The organism is Pseudomonas fjordensis, from assembly GCF_976987115.1.
This window is the reverse complement of the sequence record NZ_OZ336860.1, coordinates 2,905,626-2,927,778: the sequence shown is the minus strand read 5'-3', so window position 1 is coordinate 2,927,778 and position 22,153 is coordinate 2,905,626. Positions and strand designations below refer to the sequence as shown.

The window sequence follows — 22,153 nt, the reverse complement described above, 5'->3', positions numbered from 1 at the left end:
GCTTGCAATGAAATCCGCCTCGGTGCCCCGATAGCGCTAAACACACAGGAGGCGGTACGTGTGCGCCCCGGGTCAGGGCTCAGGCGCATCGCCGTGAATCCAGCAATAGCGAGCGGGTGGCGTCGAAGGCACTACGCGGTCAAACCGTGCGAACCGGGAGGCAGACCGACCAATCAATCCCCCCCCCCTGTACACCTTGTAATTCGCCTCCCCTCCCGCATTTAACTTGAGCGGGCGGATCAAACGTTCTACATCGAGAATCCAGAAGGAGTAACCCAAGGCGTCTACCACCTCGTTCCAAATATGACTTTGTGTATCGACGATGTCAGGAAGTGGATTCTCATCGGGGGCCTGCCCGTATCCCTGAAAGTGCATCACGACCAAGTCCCCGTGCTGGATACCCATGCCCGGGCCTGTATTCGGGTCAATGCGAATTTCGACGCCGAACCAGATTTTGGGTGTGCAGGCGCACGTCATATATCTGTTCGGGTTCGCTATCGGTTCGGAGTCAGCCTGCGGAAAGCGCGGCCGCATATAAGTCGGGGCGGGCAGCCCCACTCGCAGCGCGGCCTGCGCTACAGGTGAAAACTCTGGGTTGAGATTACCGGCGCGATCGCGCAGCCGGTAGAAGCAAAAAATAAAAGCAGCACCCGGAAAGTTCTGGAAAACCGTATTGGGGACATCTACGAATATTTGCCCAGTAGCACTGATCAGCGGCGGGGAAACCACAGCGGGAGCACCGGTCGGTAACGTGTTCATATCCGAAAAATACATCAGTATTTCATCACCAATCTCACGTCCCAGATAACCCCCAGGAACTTCCATGGGCACCAGTGGCGTCATGCCCAAGTAAACGTCAGTGATCGGATCAACCGGAAAAATGGCTGGTAGCAGCGGCCCTCCCACCCCAGGCGCATCGCGGTCTATTCTGAGCAGGGTGGGCAAAGAAGTATCGAAATTTGGTGAGGTTGGCGAGTCGAGATGGACTCGAAAAGAGAGATAGACAATCGCACTGTTCAGCAGGAGGTCCTGGCGAATTTCAAATGGATAAGGAAAGTCCCCAGGGGTGAGTGGGCCATCCAGTCGCAAGGCCGGTAGCACGTCGATGGGTGCGGCGCTTTGGTCATGCCATACGGGTACGGCGTAATGAGTCTCGCCAGGTCCGGGCAGAAAGGTCCATGGAGTAACGATTTCGCACTCCAGATTGTTGAAATAGTACTGCGCAGGCACTAATCCATCGGACAGCGCGCGAACCACCCGGGGGCCATCAAAATCCAGGACGGCCTCAGCCCCAGCAACAACTTTACCCGCCTGTGATTTTTTGGGCTTTGACTTTATCGGTTTTGACTTGCTCATGCCGCCCTCCTGTGGGCCCAACATCCAACATGCTTAATGCGGTAATGCCGTTAACTTGAAGCCGATTGAACACCCGAAACGCCCGCCCGGATACTGTCAGAACTAACAGGTGCAATTGCCGCCCGTCGGACTCATCTACCTGAACAGGGTGTCATCCTGCGAATTTCCTCTTGACTGCAAGCAATGGCTGGTGTCTTCTGAAACCGGTTTCAGCGCAATCCGAATTCCAATAAAAAAGGCTCCACCGTGACTTCATTTTCCGCCGCCCAGCGCAGCCGCGTGACAATGCTCGATGTCGCCGAGCGCGCGGGCGTGTCCAAGGCCAGCGTGTCGCGCTTTATCGGCGATGACCGCGCCCTGCTCTCCGATGCCATTGCCCTGCGCATCGAACAGGCCATCGACGAACTCGGTTATCGCCCCAACCAGATGGCCCGCGGCCTCAAGCGTGGGCGCACGCGCCTGATCGGCATGCTGGTGGCCGATATTCGCAACCCCTACTCCATTGCCGTGATGCACGGCGTCGAAACCGCGTGCCGCCAGCACGGCTACAGCCTGGTGGTGTGCAACACCGACCGCGATGACGAGCAGGAGCGCCAGCATCTGGCAGCGCTGCGCTCGTACAACATCGAAGGCTTGATTGTGAACACCCTGGGCCATCACCTCGACCAACTGCTGGAACTGCAACGGGAAATGCCCCTGGTGCTGGTGGACCGCAAGGTCGAGCCCTTGCACAGCGACCTGGTGGGCCTGGATAACCCGGCGGCAGTGCGTATGGCGATGGACCATCTGGAGAAGCAGGGTTACCGCGAGGTGCTGCTGGTGAGCGAGACCACCGACGGCACCAGTTCACGCTTGGAACGCCTGGCGAGTTTCAACATCGAGATTGCCCAGCGCCCGGCGTTGACAGGTGCCGTGGTTGAACTGGATGGCGAACTGGAAAACCGTCTGCAAGCCTTTCTCGCCAAACCCGGCCCCAAGGCACTGTTTTGCGCCAATGGCGTGGCGGCGCTGGCCTGCACCCGTGCGCTCAAGGCGCTGGGCTGCGACCTGTTCGCAGACGTGGGCTTGATCGCCCTGGATGACCTGGACTGGTACCCGCTGGTAGGTAGCGGCATCACCGCCCTCGCCCAACCGACGCAAGCGATTGGCGCCAGCGCTTTTGACTGTTTGCTCAAGCGCCTGCGCGGCGACACCGCCCCCACCCGCACCCTGGATTTTTTACCCGAGCTGATTATCCGCGGCTCGACCGCTCTGTCCCTTTGTAGGAGCGAGCTTGCTCGCGAAAGTCGTTAACAATAACGCGCAGCATCAGGTTGAGCGTGGCGCCCTCGAGTTTTTCGCGAGCAAGCTCGCTCCTACAAGGGTTGTGCGTTTTTTTTCAGAAAAAAATGAAACCGGTTTCAGAGGTAAACAACAATGCATAAATACCCCGTCTCCATCAGCCTTTCCAGCTACGGCGCCGACCTGGTTCGCCAGCAGGGCCAATTGAGTTTTGTCGCGCTGCTGAGCGCCGCCGGTGCCCAGCGCATTGAGTGGCGTGAAGAGCTGCTCACCACCGAGCAACCGGCCGAACTGGCCCTGGCCGCTGCAGAACAAGGCCTGGAATCAGTCTTTTCCTCGCCCTTGGAACTCTGGGTCGCCGGCCGTGCCCAGCCCAATGCCGAGCTGGCCGCGACCCTGGACCGCGCCCAGGCCTTTGGTTCGGGCTGGCTGAAGGTATCCCTCGGTTACTTCACCGATACCAACGATCTGGAAAGCCTGCACGCCCTGCTCAACCGCCACCCAGTCAAGCTGCTGGTGGAAAACGACCAGACCCTGCACGGCGGGCGCATAGAGCCGATGCAACGGTTTTTCACCGAAGTCGAACGCCTGGGCCTGCCAGTGAAAATGACCTTCGACATCGGCAACTGGCAGTGGCAAGACCAATCCGCGCTCACCGCTGCGCGGTTGCTGGGCCGGCATGTGGATTACCTGCACTGCAAGGCCGTGGCCCGTCGCGCCGACGGCAAGCTGGTGGCCTTGCCGCCGGGCGCCACAGACCTGCATCTGTGGGAACAACTGCTTAAACACATGACTCAAGGTATTACCCGGGCGGTGGAATTTCCCCTGCAGGGCGATGACCTGATCGAGGTCACCGCACAACAGGTCGCGACCCTGGCCCGCCTTGGCCAACCCCATGTGGAGAACGCCCATGTCTGAGATCGATATCCTCTCGTTTGGCGAAACCATGGCGATGTTTGTCGCCGAACAGACCGGCGACCTGGCCCAGGTCGGGCAGTTTCACAAACGCATTGCCGGCGCCGACAGCAACGTCGCCATCGGCCTGTCGCGCCTGGGGTTCAACGTGGCGTGGCTGAGCCGCGTGGGTAACGACTCCCTCGGGCGTTTTGTGGTCGATACCCTGAGCAAAGAGGGGCTCGATTGCCGCCATGTGGCCGTCGACCCGCTGCACCCTACCGGCTTTCAACTCAAGTCCCGTGAAGAGGCCGGCGCAGACCCTCAAGTGGAGTACTTTCGCAAAGGCTCGGCGGCCAGCCACTTGTGCATCGACGCCATCCACCCGACGTTGCTGCAAGCTCGCCATTTGCATGCCACCGGCATTCCGCCAGCGTTATCCGACGCCACCCGCGCACTGTCGTTCGAGCTGATGACGCAAATGCGCAAGGCCGGGCGCAGCGTGTCGTTCGACCCGAACCTGCGCCCGTCCCTGTGGGCCAGCCAGGCGCAGATGATCCGCGAAATCAATGCCCTGGCCGCTCTGGCCGACTGGGTGTTGCCGGGCCTGGGCGAAGGCCGCCTGCTCACCGGTTTCGACGATCCAGAAGACATCGCCGCGTTCTATCTCGACCAGGGCGCCGAAGCCGTGGCGATCAAGCTGGGCGCCGAGGGCGCCTATTACCGCACCCATATGGACCAGGGTTTTGTCGCCGCCGTACCGGTGGCCAAGGTGGTGGATACGGTCGGTGCCGGCGATGGCTTTGCCGTGGGCATGATCAGCGCCCTGCTGGAAAACTCAAGCTTCCCCGAGGCCGTGCAGCGCGGCAACTGGATCGGCAGCCGCGCCGTGCAGAGCCGTGGCGATATGGAGGGTTTGCCGACCCGCGCTGAATTACCCACCCGATCCGTTGCGTGACCCATTACCTGTTGCCACAACTACAACAAGCTCAGGAGCAACCCCATGGAAACCGTGAAACTCGCCACCCGTCGCTGGTGGTACATCATGCCTATCGTTTTTATCACCTACAGCCTGGCCTACCTGGACCGCGCCAACTACGGCTTCGCCGCCGCGTCCGGCATGGCCGAAGACCTGATGATCACGCCGGGCATGTCTTCGCTGCTCGGCGCGCTGTTCTTCCTTGGCTACTTTTTCTTCCAGGTGCCAGGGGCGATCTACGCGCAAAAGCGCAGCGTCAAGAAACTGATCTTCGTCAGCCTGATCCTCTGGGGCGGCTTGGCCACGCTGACTGGCGTGGTGTCCAACGCCTACATGCTGATCGTCATCCGCTTCATGCTCGGGGTGGTCGAGGCCGCCGTGATGCCGGCCATGCTGGTGTACCTGTGTCACTGGTTCACCCGTGCCGAGCGCTCGCGGGCCAACACCTTCCTGATCCTCGGCAACCCGGTGACCATGCTGTGGATGTCGGTGGTGTCGGGCTACCTGGTGCAGCATTTCAGCTGGCGCTGGATGTTTATCATCGAGGGCCTGCCGGCAGTGTTGTGGGCGTTTATCTGGTGGAAGCTGGCCGATGAGCGTCCCAAGGATGCCAAGTGGCTGAGCGACGCCGAAAAGCACAGCCTGGAAACCGCCCTGGCCGCCGAGCAGGTGGGAATCAAGGCCGTGAAGAACTACGCCGAGGCGTTCCGTTCGCCCAAGGTGATCATTCTCGCCCTGCAGTTCTTTTGCTGGAGCATTGGCGTGTACGGCTTCGTGCTGTGGTTGCCGTCGATCCTCAAGGCCGGTTTGCAGATGGACATGGTCGAAGCCGGCTGGCTCTCGGCGCTGCCGTACCTGGCAGCGGTGATTGGCATGCTCGTGGTGTCCTGGGGTTCGGACAAGCTGCAAAAACGTAAGCGTTTTGTCTGGCCGCCGCTGTTGATTGCCTCGATTGCCTTCTACGCGTCCTACGTATTGGGCGCCGAACACTTCTGGTGGTCCTACACCCTGCTGGTGATCGCCGGGGCGTGCATGTACGCACCCTACGGCCCGTTTTTCGCCATCGTCCCGGAAATCCTGCCGGCCAACGTCGCCGGTGGCGCCATGGCGCTGATCAACAGCATGGGCGCCTTGGGCTCGTTCGGTGGCTCGTACCTGGTGGGTTACCTCAACAGCAGCACCGGCTCGCCCGGCGCTTCGTACCTGCTGATGAGCGGCGCCTTAATGCTTTCCGTGGTGCTGACGATTTTCCTCAAGCCCGGCGCCAGTGACCGCGTGCCGGCGCCAACCCTGGAGTTGAAGGTAAAAACCTCATGAAAAAGTCTGTCGTGTTGTACAAAAAACTCTCCGCGCCGCTCATGGCTCGTCTGCATGAGCAGGTCGAGGTCACGCTGATCGACGCACTGGATGAAACCGGCCTGGCCAAGCTGCGCGATGCCCTGCCTACCGCCCACGGCCTGCTGGGGGCAAGCCTGCGCCTGGACGCACGGCTACTCGACCTGGCGCCCCAGCTGGAAGCCGTGGCCAGCGTCTCGGTGGGCGTCGACAATTACGATATCGACTACCTGACCGAGCGCGGCATCCTGCTGAGCAACACTCCGGATGTGCTTACCGAGACCACCGCCGACACCGGTTTTGCGCTGATCCTGGCCACCGCGCGGCGCGTGGTGGAACTGGCCGACATGGTGCGTGCCGGCCAGTGGAACAAAAACATCGGCCCGGCGCATTTTGGCAGCGATGTCCATGGCAAGACCCTGGGCATCATCGGCATGGGCCGCATCGGCGAAGCCCTGGCACAGCGTGGGCATTTTGGCTTCGGCATGCCGGTGATCTACCACAGCCATTCGCCCAAGCCGGCGGTGGAGGCGCGCTTTGGCGCGCAGTATCGAAGCCTGCAGGACTTGCTCAAAGAGGCGGATTTTGTCTGCCTGACATTGCCGTTGACCGCTGAAACCGAGAAGTTGATTGGCGCCGAGGAATTCGCGCTGATGGGGCCAGAGACGATTTTTATCAATATCTCGCGAGGCAAGGTGGTGGATGAGGCGGCGCTGGTGCAAGCGTTGCAGCAACGCACTATCCGCGCGGCGGGGTTGGATGTGTTTGAGAAAGAGCCGCTGGATCATGCGTCGCCGTTGTTGCGGTTGAATAATGTGGTAGCTACGCCGCATATCGGCTCGGCCACCCATGAGACGCGGGAGGCAATGGCCAAGTGTGCGGTGGATAATCTGCTGGCGGCACTGGCTGGCGAAAAGCCGGTAAACCTGGTGAATCCTGGGGCATGGAGGCACTGATACAACACAAGAGCAACTGTGTGTGTGGCTTGCCTGCGATGACGGCCTACCAGCCGACACTTCTCTACCTGACCCCCACAATCCCACTGTGGGAGCGGGCTTGCTCGCGAAGGCGGCTTGACAGTCAACACAGTTGGACCGGGTACATATCCGTTATTTAGGTAACGGCCAGTTAGGGTTCCGCCCTGACGGCGGCTCACTTTCGAAAAGCGCGAAAGTAAGCAAAGCGCTCTTGCCCCACCACTCGGCACCTCGCTTAGGCTCGGTGTGCCCGTAATCCGCCAGTGATTTGGGGGGCCGCCGCCACGCGCCATCCATGGCGCGGGGCGGCTAAACCGGCATCCCTGCCGGTTTACCCCCCAAATCCCTGTCGAATTCCGGCCAGCGTGGTTTGACGGGGCGCCTAAGATCAAAAGCAGATCAAGATCAAGAGCGGCTCGCTTCGCATCGTGGTTACCGTTGAGCGCTACAGATACCTATGCTGCGATAACGGTAAGCCAACCCATGATGTGCTGGCTGTAAAGCTCCCACAGGTTTTTGTGGCAGCTTCTAGACGACGAACCTGGCCACCATTCCATTCAAGTCCACCGCCAGCCTCGACAGTTCATGGCTGGCTGCGCTGGTCTGGTTGGCGCCCGCGGCCGACTGGGTGGCAAGGTCGCGGATGTTGACCAGGTTGCGGTCCACCTCGCGGGAGACCTGGGCCTGTTCTTCCGACGCGCTGGCAATCACCAGGTTGCGCTCGTTGATCAGGCTGATGGATGCCGTGATCTGTTCCAGTGAGGCGCCGGCTGCGCGTGCCATTTCCAGGGTGGTCTGGCTGCGCTGGTTGCTTTGTTGCATGGACTGCACGGCCTCCCCGGTGCCGTTCTGGATGCCGGCGACCATTTTCTCGATTTCCTGGGTCGACTGTGCGGTGCGATGGGCCAGGGCGCGCACTTCATCGGCGACCACCGCAAAGCCACGTCCGGCCTCGCCGGCACGGGCGGCTTCAATCGCTGCGTTAAGCGCCAGCAGGTTGGTTTGCTCGGCAATCGCGCGGATCACATCCAGTACCTTGCCGATATCCCGGCCCTGGGCGGCCAGGCCCTCGATCATCGCGGAGGTGTTCTGCACGTCCTGGGTCATGGTCTGGATCGCACCGACGGTTTCCATCACCCGATCACGGCCTTCCCGCGCGGCCTGGTTGGACTGCCCGGACGCCTCGGAGGTGGACACTGCGTTACGCGCCACTTCCTCCACTGCCGCCGTCATCTCATTGACGGCCGTGGCGGCCTGGTCGATTTCATTGTTCTGCTGTTGCAGGCCACGGGAGGCCTCTTCGGTGACCGCGCTCAACTCTTCCGCCGCCGAAGCCAGCTGCGTGGCCGAACCGGCGATGTGCTGGATGGTCTGGCGCAGGCTGGCTTGCATGGTCGACAGCGCACTGAGCAACCGCGCCGGTTCGTCCTTGCCATCGTCCTCGATGGTTTTGCTGAGGTTGCCGGCGGCAATGGTTTCGGCCACTTCCACGGCCTTGCGCAGCGGGGTCACGATGCTGCGGGTCAGCAACCAGGCCAATAGCACGGTGAGCAACGCCGCCACTACAGAGACCGCTACCACACCGGTGATCGCGCCCTCGTAGCTTTGCCCGGCATCTACGTCGGCTTGCTTGGCGTCGCCCGCATTGATGGCGATCAGCTTGTTCAATTGCTCGCCCATTTGGTCGGTGCCGTCCTTGATGCGGCTGTTGATCAGTGCGCGCATCTCGTCGACCTTGCCTTGTTTGGACAATGCCACCATCTCGGCCTGGGCTTTGAGGTAGTTGTCCAGGGTGACGCCAAAGGCCTTGTACAACGCAGCCTCCTCCGCGCCCGCAGGCAGCGTGGCGTAGGCGGCCTGGGCGGTCTTGACCTTGTCAGCCAGCACGCCAATGCGCGTCTCGGCTTCCTGCAAGGCGGCAGGCTCGCGGTTGACCAGCACGCGAAACGACAGGATGCGCATGCGCAGCACGTTTTCGGTGATGGTGCCCAGGTGAGTCATGCTGGGCAGTTGGTTGGCGCTCATGTCCTGGGAGGCTTGGCGCATTTGCGTCATACGGTTGACCGCAAACACGCCCAGCAGCACCACCAGAACCGCAATGAAGGCAAAACCGATAAACGCGCGAGGGGCAATATTCAGGTGACGGAGGGACATAGGGCTGCTCTCAGAAGTAGTGTTTGCGTGCATCCTTGCCGCGAAACGATCCGTCAGCGTCAACGCGCTGCCCAGACCTTGGTCACCACTGTTGTCGTTGTAGTGTGGGCCTATGCTTGATATCGGCTGGGCCATGGCTTTAGCGCAGGGTGTTTATAAATATTTTTTTACACTTCAGGCGCCTGGCACTTTCTGGCATCCTGCGCCTCCATTTTCTGACCCGAGCCATCATTTTGTCTGACGCTCAAGCCCCCCGCCCGCGCTATAAATCCGACCTCATGTACGGCCTCGAAGACCGCCCGCACTTCACCGCCGCGATTTTTGCCGCGTTGCAGCATGTGTTGGCGAGTTTTGTCGGCATCATCACGCCCACCCTGATCGTTGGCGGCGTACTGGGGCTGGAAAGCGAAGTGCCGTACCTGGTGAGCATGGCGCTGTTTGTCTCGGGGCTTGGCACCTTTGTGCAGGCGCGCACCTTCGGGCCGGTGGGCTCGGGGCTGTTGTGCCTGCAAGGCACCAGCTTTTCCTTTATCAGCGTGATTTTGAGCGCCGGGTTCATGGTCAAGGCCCGGGGCGGCGGCACCGATGAGATCCTCTCGACGATCTTTGGCATCTGCTTTTTCGCGGCGTTTATCGAAGTGGTGCTCAGCCAGTTCATCGGCAAGCTGCGCAAACTGATCACCCCGGTGGTCACCGGCACCATCATCACCTTGATGGGCTTGTCGCTGATCAAGGTGGCGGTCACCGACATGGCTGGCGGCTATGGCGCCAGCGACCTGGGCGCGGCGGGCAACATGGGCCTGGCGGCGTTGGTGCTGCTGACCATTGTGGTACTCAACCGCTTCAACAACCCTTTCCTGCGCCTGGGTTCGATCGTGATCGGCTTGAGCCTGGGCTTTGTAGTCGCGTGGCTGCTGGGCCGCGTCGACATGGGTGCCCTGCCCCAGGTGCCGCTGATCAGCGTGCCCGTGCCGTTCAAGTACGGTTTCTCGTTCGACTGGGTGGCGTTTATCCCGGTGGCGGTAATCTTCCTGATTTCGCCCCTGGAAGCGGCCGGTGACCTGACCGCCAACTCGATGATTTCCCAGCAACCGGTCAAGGGCCCGCTGTATATCAAGCGTATCAAGTCCGGCCTGCTGGCCGACGGCCTCAACTCCGCAATGGCTGCCACCTTCAACAGCCTGCCGATGGTGACATTCGCCCAGAACAACGGCGTGATCCAACTGACCGGCGTGGCCAGCCGCTACGTGGCCTACTTCATTGCCGGCCTGCTGGTGCTGCTGGGGCTGTTCCCGATGATCGGCGCAGTGTTGCAACTGATGCCCAAGCCGGTCCTCGGCGGCGCAACCCTGATCATGTTCGGCACCGTGGCCGTGGCCGGCATCAAGATCCTCGCCGAAGCGGGCCTGCATCGGCGCAATGTGCTGATCGTGGCGATTTCCCTAGGCATGGGCCTGGGCGTCGCCGCCGTGCCGGAAGTGCTGCGCGAACTGCCCAAGGCGCTGCACAACATCTTCGAATCGCCGATCACCGTGGGTGCATTCTGTGCGATCTTGCTGAACATTTTCCTGCCCGAAGAGTTCATAGAGCTGGAAGAAGATGAATTCGAGCCGGAGTCCTCTACCCTCAAGGTCATGCAAGACCCGGACGTCACCCCAAAGTAGGAGCATTTCTCTATGCGCAAGCTCATGGTTCTATCGCTGTTGCTGCTGACCTTGAGCGCCTGCGCACTGTTCCCCAACCGCGACCCGGTGAACATCAATGTAGTGGGCATCGAGCCGCTGCAAAGCCAGGACCTGGAAGTACGCTTTGCCGTGAAGCTGCGGGTACAGAACCCCAATGAAGCGGCAATCGACTACAACGGCGTGGCCCTGGACCTGGAGGTCAATGGCCGGCCACTCGCTTCTGGCGTCAGCGATCAGGCTGGCAGCATCCCACGCTTTTCTGAAACCGTGTTGATGGTGCCAGTCAGCGTTTCAGCGTTTTCGGTGTTGCGCCAGACGTTGGGCCTGAGCCAGACCCAAAGCCTGAACAACCTGCCCTACGTGTTGCGCGGCAAACTGGCCGGTGGCCTGTTTGGCACCATGCGTTTTGTAGAACGTGGCACCCTGGACTTGCCGAACACCGCCACTTGGTAAGTGGCTGAAAACCAAATCCCCCGAACACGCAAGATCAAATGTGGGAGCTGGCTTGCCTGCGATGGCCATAGGTATCTCTAGGTTGCAGCAGCCAACGCTAACCACGATGCGAAGCGAGCCGCTCTTGCTCTTGATCTGCTTTTGATCTTGATCTCAGGCGCCCCGTTAAACCACGCTGGCCGAACGCAGGCTTGAATTCGTGGGTAACCCGGCAGGACGCCGGGTTAGCCGCCCCGCGCCATGGATGGCGCGTGGCGGCGGCCCACGGATTCAAGCCTGTGTTCGGGCACACCGAGCCTAAGCGAGGTGCCGAGTGGTGGGGCAAGAGCGTTTTGCTTACTTTTGCGCTTCTCAAAAGTGAGCCGCCGTCAGGGCGGAACCCTAAGTGGCCGTTACCTAAATAACGGATATGTACCCGGTCCAACTGTGTTGACCGTCAGGCCGCCTTCGCGAGCAAGCCCGCTCCCACAGTTTGATCGTAGGGTGTCAGGTAGACAGATGTCGGCTGTCAGGCCGCCATCGCAGGCAAGCCAGCTCCCACAGGTTGATTGGGTTTAGTCAGTGATATAGCGAACGCCTGGCTTGGCGCGCTCGTCCACCACCAATTCAAAAATATCCGGCCGGGCATAATGCCCCACTACGTCATAGTCGTACCGTGCCCGCACCAGATCATCGGTATCGATCTGCGCCGTCAACAACCCCGCCTCGCCCACCAACGGCCCCGCCAAAATATCGCCCATGGGCCCGACAATCACGCTGCCACCGGCAATCAACGGACGGTCCGCCGGCCAGTTATCAACCTCCACACCCAAGGCTTCAGGCGATGCCTGCACCTGGCAAGCACTGACCACAAAGCAACGCCCTTCATGGGCAATATGGCGCATGCTCACCTGCCACATCTCGCGCTCGTCCACTGTGGGCGCACACCACACCTGAACGCCTTTGGCGTACATCGCGGTGCGCAGCAACGGCATCATGTTTTCCCAGCACACCGCGCCGCCGATACGCCCCACCGCAGTGTCAATCACCGGCAGTGTGGAGCCGTCGCCCTTGCCCCAGATCAACCGCTCGGTGCCGGTCGGCATCAGTTTGCGGTGCTTGGCCACCAGGCCGCCCGAGGGTTCGAAATACAACACAGTGCAATACAGCGTGCTGCCACCGCGTTCGATCACGCCCAGCACCAGGCTGGCACCGGTACGCGCCGACAACCCGGCCAGCGCCTCGGTCTCCGGCCCCGGCACGTCGATGGCATTGGCAAAATACCGCGCAAAGGCTTCCCGGCCCTCGGGCAGGCGGTAACCCAATTGGGTGCCAAAGCTTTCGCCCTTGGGATAGCCACCCAGCAACGCCTCGGGCATGACCACCAAGTGCGCGCCACTGCGCTGGATTTGTTCCTCATAGGCCAGAATCTGCGCCAGGGTGTCAGCCTTGCCGCCAGGCAAGGCGCCGATTTGCAGGGCTGCGACAGTCGATACAGGCATCAGGCTCACTCCGATAGATAAGGGTTGCCCATTCTCCGGCCAGACTCGATCATGAATAAAGCCCACCTCAGTGCTAAATGATATGAGCCAAATGAATATCGCCCAGGTTGACCTGAACCTGCTCAAAACCTTCGAAGCCCTGCACGACGAATCCAGTGCCAGCCGTGCGGCGCTGCGCCTGGGCGTGACGCAGTCGGCGATCAGCGCGGGCTTGCGGCGTTTGCGTGAGCTGTACGGCGACCCTTTGTTCGTGCGCACCGGCCGCGGCCTGGCGCCGACGTTGCGGGCCAACCAGTTGAAACCGGTGATCAGTGAGGCATTGGATCGCTGCCGCCAGAGCCTGGCGATGATCAGCCCGCAAAACCTGCACTACGAGGGGCGCTCGGTGGTGCTGGGGCTGTCAGATGACTTCGAGACTGCCTATGGCCGAAGCCTGATGGAGGCCATCGCACTGCGCCTGCCCAAGCTACGGGTGATCTTTCGCCAGACCTACAGCCAGATCGTCGCCGCCGCCCTGCTCGACCGCACGCTGGACCTGGCTATTACCGCCGGCGGTTTTACCGAGCGCAGGTTGAGCCGACAGGTGCTGGGGGAAGGTGACTACCGTTGCCTGGTAGACCCCCATAGCCTGGCGCCGGGCCAGGAGGCCATCGACCTGCAGGGGTTTGTCACACGCGAGCATGTACTGGTGTCGTCAGGCGGGTTTATCGGCATTACCGATGAAGGCTTGGCGGCGCACGGGCTGCGCCGCCACGTGTGCGCGTCCACCAGCCACTTTGCCGCGCTGCCATATCTGCTCAAAGGCAGCACCGCAGTGGCAACCATTCCCGGGCATGCGGCCCACGCCATTGCGCAAATGACCGGCCTGCGCGTGCTGCCCTGCCCGCTGGCGCTGCCGCACTACCCGGTGGAGTTGGGCTGGCGTACCCAGGCTCAGTTGGACCCGCTGTTGCTCAAGGTGCGCGAAGCGATTGTGGCGTGCTTTACTTCGCCGCCGCCATCAGCTTGTTGACTTCACTGCGCACCATGTTGGAAAACTCCGGCGGCGACATGCCGTCGAGTTCGGAGCGCACCCATTCGGCCCATTTGCCCTTGCGCTTGGCGCGCTCACCGAACAGGCGTGCGGCTTCGCCCTTGGCCTTGCCCAGGTTGGTTTGCCACAGGTCGTAGAGGCGCGACTTTTCATCTTCCAGCTCGGCGCGTTCGGCGAGGGTCTTGTTGGCGAGATTGAAGCTCATGTTGAATTACCTGCTGCACAAATAGGTGACATCTTACACTGTAGGCCCAACGTTCCCGATCCGGATTTTGCCTCGGATGAGCGCATGGGGAAAAAAACTGCAACTTTTGCCACCCCCCGATACTCCATTGTTCACTGCCACATCCACCTGCAAGGAGTCACTCAATGGCCCGCAAAACCGCCGCCCAAGCTGTCGAAGATCAAATCAAGGACCAAGCGTTCAGCGAACTGAGCGCGTTGATCGAAGAATCGGACAAACTGCTCAAAAGCAGCGCATCCCTGGTGGGCGAGGAAGGTGAAACCCTGCGCGAGCAGGTCGCCATCAAACTCAAGCAAGCCCTGGAATCGGTGTCCAACGTGCGCGAACGCAGCAAGCCGGTCGTGGATGCCACCGAAACCTATATCGGTGGGCACCCATGGCAGACCGTGGCCATTTCCGCAGGCTTTGGCCTGGTGGTCGGCCTGTTGCTGGGTCGCCGTAACTGATGCATCCAGGCTGCGCACCCGCGCAGCCTGTTTCACCCCGCCGCCAACGCCCTCAACTCGCGCAACGCCTGCGCATCCAGCTCTATTCCGCTTTCCTGCGACTTCGCCCGCGTACGATGGCGCCGATCTCCCGGCAAGCGCCGCAGCCCCGCCGCATGCATCTGCCGCACCAGTTCCTGGCTGCGCTGGGCGAAGCTTTGCCCTGCGGTTTTACTGGGGTCGATCACGATCAACAGTTGGCCCGTCCAAGGCGTGCGCGCGCCAGGGTGGTCCGTCCAATCGAATTCGAACGAGAAGTTGCCGCCCGTCAGCGCGGCCGCCAGCAACTCCACCATCATCGACAGTGCCGAGCCCTTGTGCCCGCCAAACGGCAACAGTGCGCCGCCTTCCAGAATAGCTTTAGGGTCCTGGGTCGGCTGCCCCAGGCTATCGACGCCCATGCCTGCCGGCAGGCGCTCGCCTTTGCGCGCAGCGATCTGCACATCGCCATGGGCGATGGCGCTGGTGGCCAGGTCGAACACAATCGGCGCGCCGTCGGCCCGTGGCGCCGCAAACGCGATGGGGTTGGTGCCGAACAATGGGCGATCCGCGCCGTGGGGCACCACACAGGTCATGCTGTTGACCACACTGAGTGCCACCAGCCCCTCCTCGGCAAACGGCTCGACGTCCGGCCACAGGGCCGCAAAGTGATGGGAGTTATGGATGGCCAGCAACGCGATGCCGGCGCTGCGCGCCTTTTCCACCAGCAGCGGGCGAGCCGCCGCCAGGGCCGGTTGAGCAAAACCGTTGCCGGCGTCGACGCGCACACAGCCTGAGGCCACATCGGTCACACTGGGGACGGCGGTACCGTTGACCCAGCCACTGGCCAGCGTCGACAGGTAACCGGGGATGCGAAAAATACCGTGGCTATGGGCACCGTCACGCTCGGCGCTGGCGCAGTTGTGCGCAAGAATCGCAGCAACCTGCGGCGACGTGCCGTGCCTGACGAAGACCTGTTGAAGCAACTCCACCAGTTCGGCGAAGCGGATCGAGGCGCAAGCGGGGGCAACTGTCGGGGACTGCGCAGACATTTGAAGCTCCGTTTTTATGATTGGAAGGGGCAACGAATGGAACATCCAGACCCTCGATTAAACACCACGCACGCTCTGCGCTGTCAACGTGCGCAACGCTGATTATTTACCGCCTTGCGTCACGGGCGCTTGCCTACCCTGTGCTTTTCCTGGCACGCCGGAGACAGGCTGTGATCCGTTTAACGCCCCCGTATTTTTTCCCCGAGTTTCTCAAACCCCAAGGCAAAGCCTCGCCCACCGCCCGTGAACGCACGCTGGGGCTCACCGCCAAAGACCGTGAATGGCTGTACAACCTCTACCTGGCCACCGACGAATCTCGGCAGGACACACGCCGGCATGATCACCCCATGCGCGTTGAAAAGGTGCTGATCAATATTTCCAGTAAGCCCCCCATCCCCCTTGCCGGCGCGTTCGCGATCAGCCCGACACCCGACGACGCCAAGGCGTTGCTCTACACCCCGGATAACGGCATCCAGGTCTATGACAGCCATGCTGAACTGCTGAGCGAATTGACCGAGCAATTGGAAGACCCACTGCAGAGCGCCCCTTTGCTCAACTACCTGTCGACGGATCAACGCAACTCGCTTGGCGCTGACACGCCCATGGTGCTGACCACTCAGATCATCGAAGGTGACGTGATGCCAGAGCAAGGGCGCATGCTGCAGGCCTGCCAGTTGGATAATGTCAAAGCCATGCTCGGCCACCTGCAAAAAACCCCGACCTTGCCGGACATGCTCGATACGCTGCTGAGCATCATGGGCCGCCAGCAGTTCAAACACCTGGATCTACGGGACACACGGGTCAATGTCTTCACCCGCGAGGCTGAGCAGGCAACGCCACGCTGGGTCAATGTACTGACCTTGAGCGAAGCGCTGCTGCAATTTTATGTGCGCCATGGGTGGCCCAAAGGGCAAACCCGCGAATACTCGAACCCAAAACATGACACCACTGACCTGACCAGCGCCGAACGGGAAGAAGATCGCCAACGCTGGGAAGCCTTGATCGAACAGAGTTCAAGCATTTTTTCGAAGCTGTTGGAAAGCCTGCTGCAGACCTACTGGAATGAAGATATCGACAGCGGCACCTCCCGCGTGGATTTTTTTGCCCAGGTCATGGCGCAGAAGTTTCGCCTCGATGTGCTGCTCAAACGCCAGAGCGACATTATCACCGCCGATGAAAGTGACGCACTTCAGGCACTGTTCCTCAGCGACCAAAGTGCCCGCAGTGCCCATGCCAAAGACCTCAATGTGGAAAAGGTACGCCTTTATGCGCCCCATCAACACTACGTTGAACCGGCGAGCACCTTGATGATCACCGAGCGCCACGCGTACCTCTACACCCAATCACGGGGGTTACAGGTGCTGGAAAACCTCGATGACCTCAAAGACCGGTTGTTGAGCATGCTTAAGGCCCAAGGTTACGAGGACGAATGGCTCAACGCGCTCTCACTGGATGAGCGCGACACGCTGCTCGGCCTGGACCCGATCGCCATCGCGGCAAGGCCGATTCCCGGCAATGTGTTTGTAACCCTGGTGCAAGACATTGTGCGCAAGCAAACGGACAACCTTAACCATGCCCTGGCAATCTACCGACGCAGCGATGGCCAAGTGGACCTGGCGGCCCTGCTCGACAGCGCCCTGGATGTGCGTGCCCTGCTGGACAGTCAACTGGCCACGCTGGAGACCGCCGGGCGCTGGACCTTGCACCCGGTCACCCGCGGCGATGGCCGCCCTTCGACGGTCAAGGCCGAGCGTGCCCGGCTCCAGCTCCAGAGCCTGCAAACGGTTGAGCACGCACTGGCGCTGGAGCGCGCGAACCATCCGACGTTACGCAGCACCATCGCTGATACGCTCAACGCCGAACTGAAACTGCAGCAACAGGCCGTCAAGGCCAGCGAGGTGTATATCAACACCTACGCCACCCGTGCCCAGGAGCGTGAGGAACGCACGCCAGTGCAGTCATTGAGCATGCTTGAACACTTCATTGAACGCCTGGCCCAAGAGGCGCCCGCAGTGCCCTTTTCATCCCGGACGAAGTTTTATACCAAGGGCGAAGGCAATGTCTTCGTGCAGTTGTCGAGCATGACGCTCAAAACGTTCAACACCATCATCGAGCGCGTCCTGCTGCTGTTCTCCAAGCAGGCCATACTCCAGCAACCCCATGATTTTCTCGTCAAGACTCTCGCCAAACACGCCCACTCGATGCTGGTGGGGTTACGCAGCGAAGCCGAGCTGAGGTGGCTGGATAAAACCCTGGCGCCCGCCAGCAAGGCCATTGTCGACACGCTACTTCAGCCCGAGAGTCTGTCGCGCTTGACCCGCCATGGCCTTAACGGTTTTTTGCCGGATGCCTATGGCTTGACGCTGGACTTGAACGCCGTCGATACGCCACAACCGCTGGCCAATATTTTTGTCATCACTGAGCGCGGCGGTCTCGACCCGCAGCGCTCGGGCCAGGCGCTGCTCTGGACCCCGCGCCTGGGCTACGAAGTCTTTGCCTGCGTCAGCGACCTGCGCGATGAAATCACCCAACGCCTGGCGCACCCGCTCAACAGCTTGAGCCTGCTGGAGAACCTGCCGTTCTGCTTGCGCGAGCCCCATCAGGCCTTTCGCCAGGGGCCGCTGCAACGTATCGATCAGGACCTTTTGAATGACCGAGTAAACAGCTACAACGACGCCGTCATGGCGGGCGTTGATCACTTGCTATCCATGGGCCTTGGGGCCCGCGCCTTGCAAGACCGGTTGGACACCGTCATCGAACAGCCGCCGCCCACCAACCTTGGCAGGGCGATCACGCTGGCCGATGCCATGGTCAACCAGCAGGCACTGCCGGTGTGGCTCGGCATGGCGCCGCCTCAGGAGCAAATCCACCAGGCCGAGCTTCTGGAGCAGTACTGCAACAACGCCGGCGAGGAACACGACTACCTGCATGACATCCAACCCATCCGCGCGTATGCCTTAACCACGCTGACGGCGCTGCTTGAGGCGCGCTTTCCCGGCAAGGGGCTCAACCCCGATGGCATCCTGATCCCCACCCATGCGGTGCTCGATGTGAATGTCGACAACCTGACCGACTTTGCCTTACGGCACTGGCCAAACCTGACGGCGCAACACATCCGCCCGCGCTCACGCACCGCCAAGCCATTACCAAAAGCCCTGGATGCCAGTGCGGTGATACAAATGGTGCGACAGCTGGACCTCAAAAGTGCTTATCAACAACGGGTGCGAAGCCAGCTTGAAACAAAAACCGACGATGCGCGCCAACGCAAACGCCTGTTTTGCCGCCAATTGCCTTGGCAAGCGTTGCAATGCGCCCACGAACACAGCTTGCAGGAACGCCTTTCCACCCAGGCGTTGAGCCTGGTGCAACAGATTTTCGATATGCCGGACGCCGTGGCCCGCGCCTCACTCAGTGGCGCCACGGCGATGATTCGACCGCTGGAACTGATCGCCACCGAAGGCGCCAGTACCGCCAAAGTGCTGGGCGTGTACCTGATCGGCCCGCAGAGTCCCGGCGATGGACCATGGGTGCTTTATGCGCCGTACAGCGAACAACATGTGTTCAAGGAATATACGGATGAAACGGCCCTGCTCGATGAGATACAAAGGCCGGGCGCACTGCAGGACTGGGTGCTTATGCACCTGGAAGATCCGCACCAGGCCACTTACCGCCACTTGCTCAAAGACAGTCGCCATCGCCCCTCCGATATCAGCTTGGCCGCATCGCCAGTGGCGGGCAATGTGCTGCATTACCTGTTCAGTGAAAATACATCGATGTTGCTCAAGGTGCTGGGCAGCCAATTCGAAGAAGGCGCCAAGACCTTGTGGGACCATGCGACCCGCTTGTTCGGCAAGGAAATCCCCACGGCGGTACAGTTCATGGCGGGCAAACTCGCCTACCCGCTGGTGGTATGGCGCAGCTACACCTTGTTCAAGCGCTCGGCCGAAGCCTTGCAGCTGCACCAGTGGAAGGCTGCGCTCAAGGATTTCGTCAGGGGCGTGGCGCAGATGGCCGCCCTGCGCAGTGCGCTGGACGGCACCGCCCTTGCACCGCCCACCGAAAAGGAGCGCTCGCTGGCCGAGCTGACAGACACGTCACTGCCCGCCGCCACCACCCTCGACACCTGGCATATCACCAGCCCTTCGCGCACCCGGCTGCAGCCGTTCGAGGCACAGGATGTGGCATTGCAAGACCTGAAAAAAAGCAGGCTCAGCCAGGTGTATGAAGACCGCAAAGCCTCGAAATACTACGTGCCGCTGGCCGGCAAGGTGTATAGCGTCAAGAAAGCCGCACAACGCTGGCGCCTCGCCAACGATGAGCAGGTTGGGCCGTACATCGGTCGCAATACGCAGGGCATATGGGTACTGGAGCTGGGCGACCAAGAGCCGCGCTTCGGCAGGGCTCAGTCATACCTCAAGACATGGCGAAACGAAGCACGGGATATCAATATTGAAGCGGTGGGCATCCGCGATATCGGTGCGTTGACCTACTGGAAAGCCCAAGCCATCACCGAAGCGCTGAACTTTGCGACTTATTACGCGCTGAACTGCCGCCGCAACGTCGCGCAATTCGCCACACAACGCGACCCGAACAGCCGGGTTGGGCGCTTTTTGGGAGAAATGTTCGGTGTCGTCACCCTGACGCCGGACCAGGTTTCGAAAGTCACCAAAATAATCGACGAGATAATCAATGAGCTCACCGACCCCAGCTTGACCGGTCCAAATTCCATGCGTTTTGTGGTGGGCACCAGCCGACAGGATCCCGCATCGGATTATGCGTTCATGATTCCCGCCGACAGAGAGCGAAAACTGTATCTGCTGAGCCGCTTCTTCGACCCCAATCTGGACGTTTATCAGAACCGCTTGCTGGAGAATGTGGCCTTCAACATATCGACGCACGCCAGGGCCAGTACGCTGATTCACGAATTGACGCACTTGAAGCTGGACACCGTAGACATCGCCTACCTGGACAGCATGCGGCCCTTCCCGGACTTGATCAATATCCAAAGGCCCGGCGCCGCAGTGCTTAAAACCACCCTGGAAGATCTGCGCAGCACGGCGTTATCGACGATGACGCCTGCAACCATGCTGTTCAAGACTCAAGACAGTCTCACCGAGCTGTGGGAGGATTTCCAGCCAGGCTCGGCAATTGAAAAGAAAATTTTCAAGGCGACGGGCGCCAAGACCTTGCAGGACGCCAGGGTCATCTTCATGTCGGTACCTGACAAACGCATTGACACCATCCTGGCCAATGCAGACTCAGTGACGTACCTGATCACCCACCTTGGGCGCTACCTGGAGCCGGGAGCCTGAGCGGCCCCCGGCAGGAACATCAGTCTTTCTGGTCACGCAGCACGTTGCCAGAAGCGCCATCGATGCGGGCTTCATATACGGTGCCATCGGATTTGCGGCCTTTGACTTCCCAATAGCCATTGTCATCGGCTTCAGCGGCGTAGACTTCAACGTAGCCGGCCTTGGTTTTCGCCACCTCAATGGCTTTTTCAATGGTGATCCAGCCTGCACCCGGCTTGTCGGCCATGGCGGCGCCAGCGCTCAACAGCGCGGAAGTAGCACACAGGGCGATCAAGGTTTTCTTCAACATTTTCGTACTCCATAGTGGACGACAGGTTAATTCCTGATTTTTTAGGCGCACGCAAACAAGAATAAGTTCCAATTGATGTGCAATCGCCATGATGCGGTTCTCGCCGTCTACCTTGGGAGGTTAGAATGTGGGAAATCAGGATGAGTTAATGAGCGAAAAGCCCCTTTCAGAAACCGAATATGACGCCATCACCGACGCCGCCGCGCATTGGTGCATGCGCCTGCATGCTGCAGATTGCACGCCGGGCGAACGTCAGGCTTTTACTCAATGGCACGATGCCCATCCGCTGCACGCTTTCGAATATGCGGCCATGCTTGAGATCTGGGACGTGGCTGATCATCTGCCCCGCCATATACCAGAGGCAGTGGTGGTGCCCCTCAAGAAGCCGCGCAACCGCCTGCGTACCTACGCGGTAGCCGCAGCGGTGTGCCTGGCGGCGTTGCCGCTTGCCGCCTTCACCGGCTGGGAAGCGGGCTGGTTGCCCAGCTCTTATGAACACTTCGAAGCCGCCAATGGCTTGAAAAAAGTCACTTTGGGCGATGGCAGCCAAGTGGAGTTGAACCTGGGCACCGAGTTGGTCTACAGCCATTACAAGGACCAGCGCCGGGTCACCCTGAAAAAGGGCGAAGCGTTCTTCAAAGTCGCCCACGACCGCGACCACCCGTTTATCGTGCGAGCCGGCACAGGCCAGGTGCGAGTGACCGGCACGCAGTTCAATGTCTGGGAATATGACGACCAGGTGCGGGTGACGTTACTGGAAGGCTCGGTGCAGATTTCCAGCGACGGCGAGCACGCCAGTGTGCCGCTGAGCCCGGGCATGCAAGCCAGTTTCCGTCAGGGTGACGCCACCCCGCTAGTCGCCGCGATTAATCCCGATGACACCGCGCTGGCATGGCGCCAGGGCAAATTGGTGCTCGACAACCTGACCCTGACGGACGCCCTGCCCCTGATCAACCGCTACCTTAAAAAGCCGGTGATGCTCGCCGACGCCAGTACCGGCGCGATCCGCATCGGCGGCATCTACAACATCAACGAGGTCAACAACCTCGTGCCCTCCCTGCCCAAGGTGTTGCCGGTCTACCTGACCCAAAACCAGGACGGCAACCCTGTACTCAATTCCATTCCGCGTAAAACCCCCAAGGGCTGAGCCCGCTCGCACGAACG

17 protein-coding genes are annotated in these 22,153 nt (G+C 60.7%); 11 read left to right on the top strand and 6 right to left on the bottom strand.

Annotated elements, in window-relative coordinates; translation table 11 throughout:
* Nucleotides 1–72: 72 nt before the first annotated feature.
* Nucleotides 73–1,356, bottom strand: a complete 1,284-nt coding sequence (locus ACWHXD_RS13150) for a hypothetical protein (RefSeq protein ID WP_050499414.1) — start codon at nucleotides 1,354–1,356, stop codon at nucleotides 73–75.
* A gap of 246 nt (nucleotides 1,357–1,602) precedes the next feature.
* On the opposite strand from ACWHXD_RS13150, the gene ACWHXD_RS13145 reads away from it, so the two are divergent.
* The 5 genes from ACWHXD_RS13145 to ACWHXD_RS13125 all read left to right on the top strand — a co-directional run bounded on the left by ACWHXD_RS13145 (nucleotide 1,603) and on the right by ACWHXD_RS13125 (nucleotide 6,801).
* Nucleotides 1,603–2,649: a LacI family DNA-binding transcriptional regulator gene (locus ACWHXD_RS13145; protein WP_138762596.1), complete on the top strand. Its 1,047-nt coding sequence runs from the start codon at nucleotides 1,603–1,605 to the stop codon at nucleotides 2,647–2,649.
* A gap of 123 nt (nucleotides 2,650–2,772) precedes the next feature.
* Nucleotides 2,773–3,555 carry a sugar phosphate isomerase/epimerase family protein gene (locus ACWHXD_RS13140; RefSeq protein ID WP_003190919.1) on the top strand — a complete coding sequence of 261 codons (783 nt, stop codon included), beginning with the start codon at nucleotides 2,773–2,775 and terminating at the stop codon, nucleotides 3,553–3,555.
* Complete coding sequence (locus ACWHXD_RS13135) at nucleotides 3,548–4,489, top strand: sugar kinase (RefSeq protein ID WP_138762595.1); 942 nt, start codon at nucleotides 3,548–3,550, stop codon at nucleotides 4,487–4,489. The genes ACWHXD_RS13140 and ACWHXD_RS13135 overlap by 8 nt, the downstream gene beginning before the upstream one ends.
* Before the next feature lie 45 nt (nucleotides 4,490–4,534).
* Nucleotides 4,535–5,827, top strand: a complete 1,293-nt coding sequence (locus ACWHXD_RS13130; RefSeq protein WP_032892074.1) for an MFS transporter — start codon at nucleotides 4,535–4,537, stop codon at nucleotides 5,825–5,827.
* Nucleotides 5,824–6,801, top strand: a complete 978-nt coding sequence (locus ACWHXD_RS13125; RefSeq protein ID WP_138762594.1) for an NAD(P)-dependent oxidoreductase — start codon at nucleotides 5,824–5,826, stop codon at nucleotides 6,799–6,801. Before ACWHXD_RS13130 ends, ACWHXD_RS13125 begins: the two co-directional genes overlap by 4 nt.
* 549 nt (nucleotides 6,802–7,350) lie before the next feature.
* Here ACWHXD_RS13125 and ACWHXD_RS13120 read toward each other — a convergent pair.
* Nucleotides 7,351–8,976, bottom strand: coding sequence for a methyl-accepting chemotaxis protein (locus ACWHXD_RS13120; RefSeq protein ID WP_138762593.1), 1,626 nt, complete (start codon nucleotides 8,974–8,976; stop codon nucleotides 7,351–7,353).
* A 233-nt stretch (nucleotides 8,977–9,209) separates the two neighbouring features.
* Between ACWHXD_RS13120 and ACWHXD_RS13115 the strand changes: the two genes are divergently transcribed.
* A complete protein-coding gene (locus tag ACWHXD_RS13115) occupies nucleotides 9,210–10,640 on the top strand; it encodes a nucleobase:cation symporter-2 family protein (RefSeq protein WP_138762592.1) in 1,431 nt (476 codons plus the stop codon).
* Between the two features lie 12 nt (nucleotides 10,641–10,652).
* Nucleotides 10,653–11,114, top strand: coding sequence for an LEA/WHy family protein (locus ACWHXD_RS13110; protein ID WP_003190908.1), 462 nt, complete (start codon nucleotides 10,653–10,655; stop codon nucleotides 11,112–11,114).
* 554 nt (nucleotides 11,115–11,668) lie between these two features.
* Here the strand turns inward: ACWHXD_RS13110 and ACWHXD_RS13105 are convergent.
* The gene (locus tag ACWHXD_RS13105) at nucleotides 11,669–12,595 is read right to left on the bottom strand and encodes a carbon-nitrogen hydrolase family protein (RefSeq protein ID WP_138762590.1); all 927 of its coding nucleotides are present in this window, start codon (nucleotides 12,593–12,595) and stop codon (nucleotides 11,669–11,671) included.
* A 91-nt stretch (nucleotides 12,596–12,686) separates the two neighbouring features.
* On the opposite strand from ACWHXD_RS13105, the gene ACWHXD_RS13100 reads away from it, so the two are divergent.
* The gene (locus ACWHXD_RS13100) at nucleotides 12,687–13,607 is read left to right on the top strand and encodes a LysR family transcriptional regulator (RefSeq protein WP_138762589.1); all 921 of its coding nucleotides are present in this window, start codon (nucleotides 12,687–12,689) and stop codon (nucleotides 13,605–13,607) included.
* Here ACWHXD_RS13100 and ACWHXD_RS13095 read toward each other — a convergent pair.
* The gene (locus ACWHXD_RS13095; RefSeq protein WP_032892079.1) at nucleotides 13,579–13,833 is read right to left on the bottom strand and encodes a hypothetical protein; all 255 of its coding nucleotides are present in this window, start codon (nucleotides 13,831–13,833) and stop codon (nucleotides 13,579–13,581) included. The genes ACWHXD_RS13100 and ACWHXD_RS13095 overlap by 29 nt on opposite strands.
* Nucleotides 13,834–13,997: 164 nt before the next feature.
* Between ACWHXD_RS13095 and ACWHXD_RS13090 the strand changes: the two genes are divergently transcribed.
* Nucleotides 13,998–14,318: an ElaB/YgaM/YqjD family protein gene (locus ACWHXD_RS13090; protein ID WP_019817806.1), complete on the top strand. Its 321-nt coding sequence runs from the start codon at nucleotides 13,998–14,000 to the stop codon at nucleotides 14,316–14,318.
* A gap of 32 nt (nucleotides 14,319–14,350) precedes the next feature.
* Here the strand turns inward: ACWHXD_RS13090 and ACWHXD_RS13085 are convergent, their stop codons facing one another.
* A complete protein-coding gene (locus tag ACWHXD_RS13085; RefSeq protein ID WP_138762588.1) occupies nucleotides 14,351–15,388 on the bottom strand; it encodes an Ldh family oxidoreductase in 1,038 nt (345 codons plus the stop codon).
* Nucleotides 15,389–15,558: 170 nt separating this feature from the next.
* On the opposite strand from ACWHXD_RS13085, the gene ACWHXD_RS13080 reads away from it, so the two are divergent.
* A complete protein-coding gene (locus ACWHXD_RS13080) occupies nucleotides 15,559–20,700 on the top strand; it encodes a dermonecrotic toxin domain-containing protein (RefSeq protein WP_138762587.1) in 5,142 nt (1,713 codons plus the stop codon).
* Nucleotides 20,701–20,719: 19 nt separating this feature from the next.
* Here the strand turns inward: ACWHXD_RS13080 and ACWHXD_RS13075 are convergent, their stop codons facing one another.
* Nucleotides 20,720–20,989: a PepSY domain-containing protein gene (locus ACWHXD_RS13075; RefSeq protein ID WP_003190899.1), complete on the bottom strand. Its 270-nt coding sequence runs from the start codon at nucleotides 20,987–20,989 to the stop codon at nucleotides 20,720–20,722.
* A gap of 148 nt (nucleotides 20,990–21,137) precedes the next feature.
* Here ACWHXD_RS13075 and ACWHXD_RS13070 point away from each other — a divergent pair, with 148 nt between their 5' ends.
* Nucleotides 21,138–22,136 (top strand): FecR family protein, encoded by a 999-nt coding sequence (locus tag ACWHXD_RS13070; protein ID WP_032892083.1) that lies wholly within the window; start codon nucleotides 21,138–21,140, stop codon nucleotides 22,134–22,136.
* The last annotated feature ends 17 nt before the right edge of the window (nucleotides 22,137–22,153 follow it).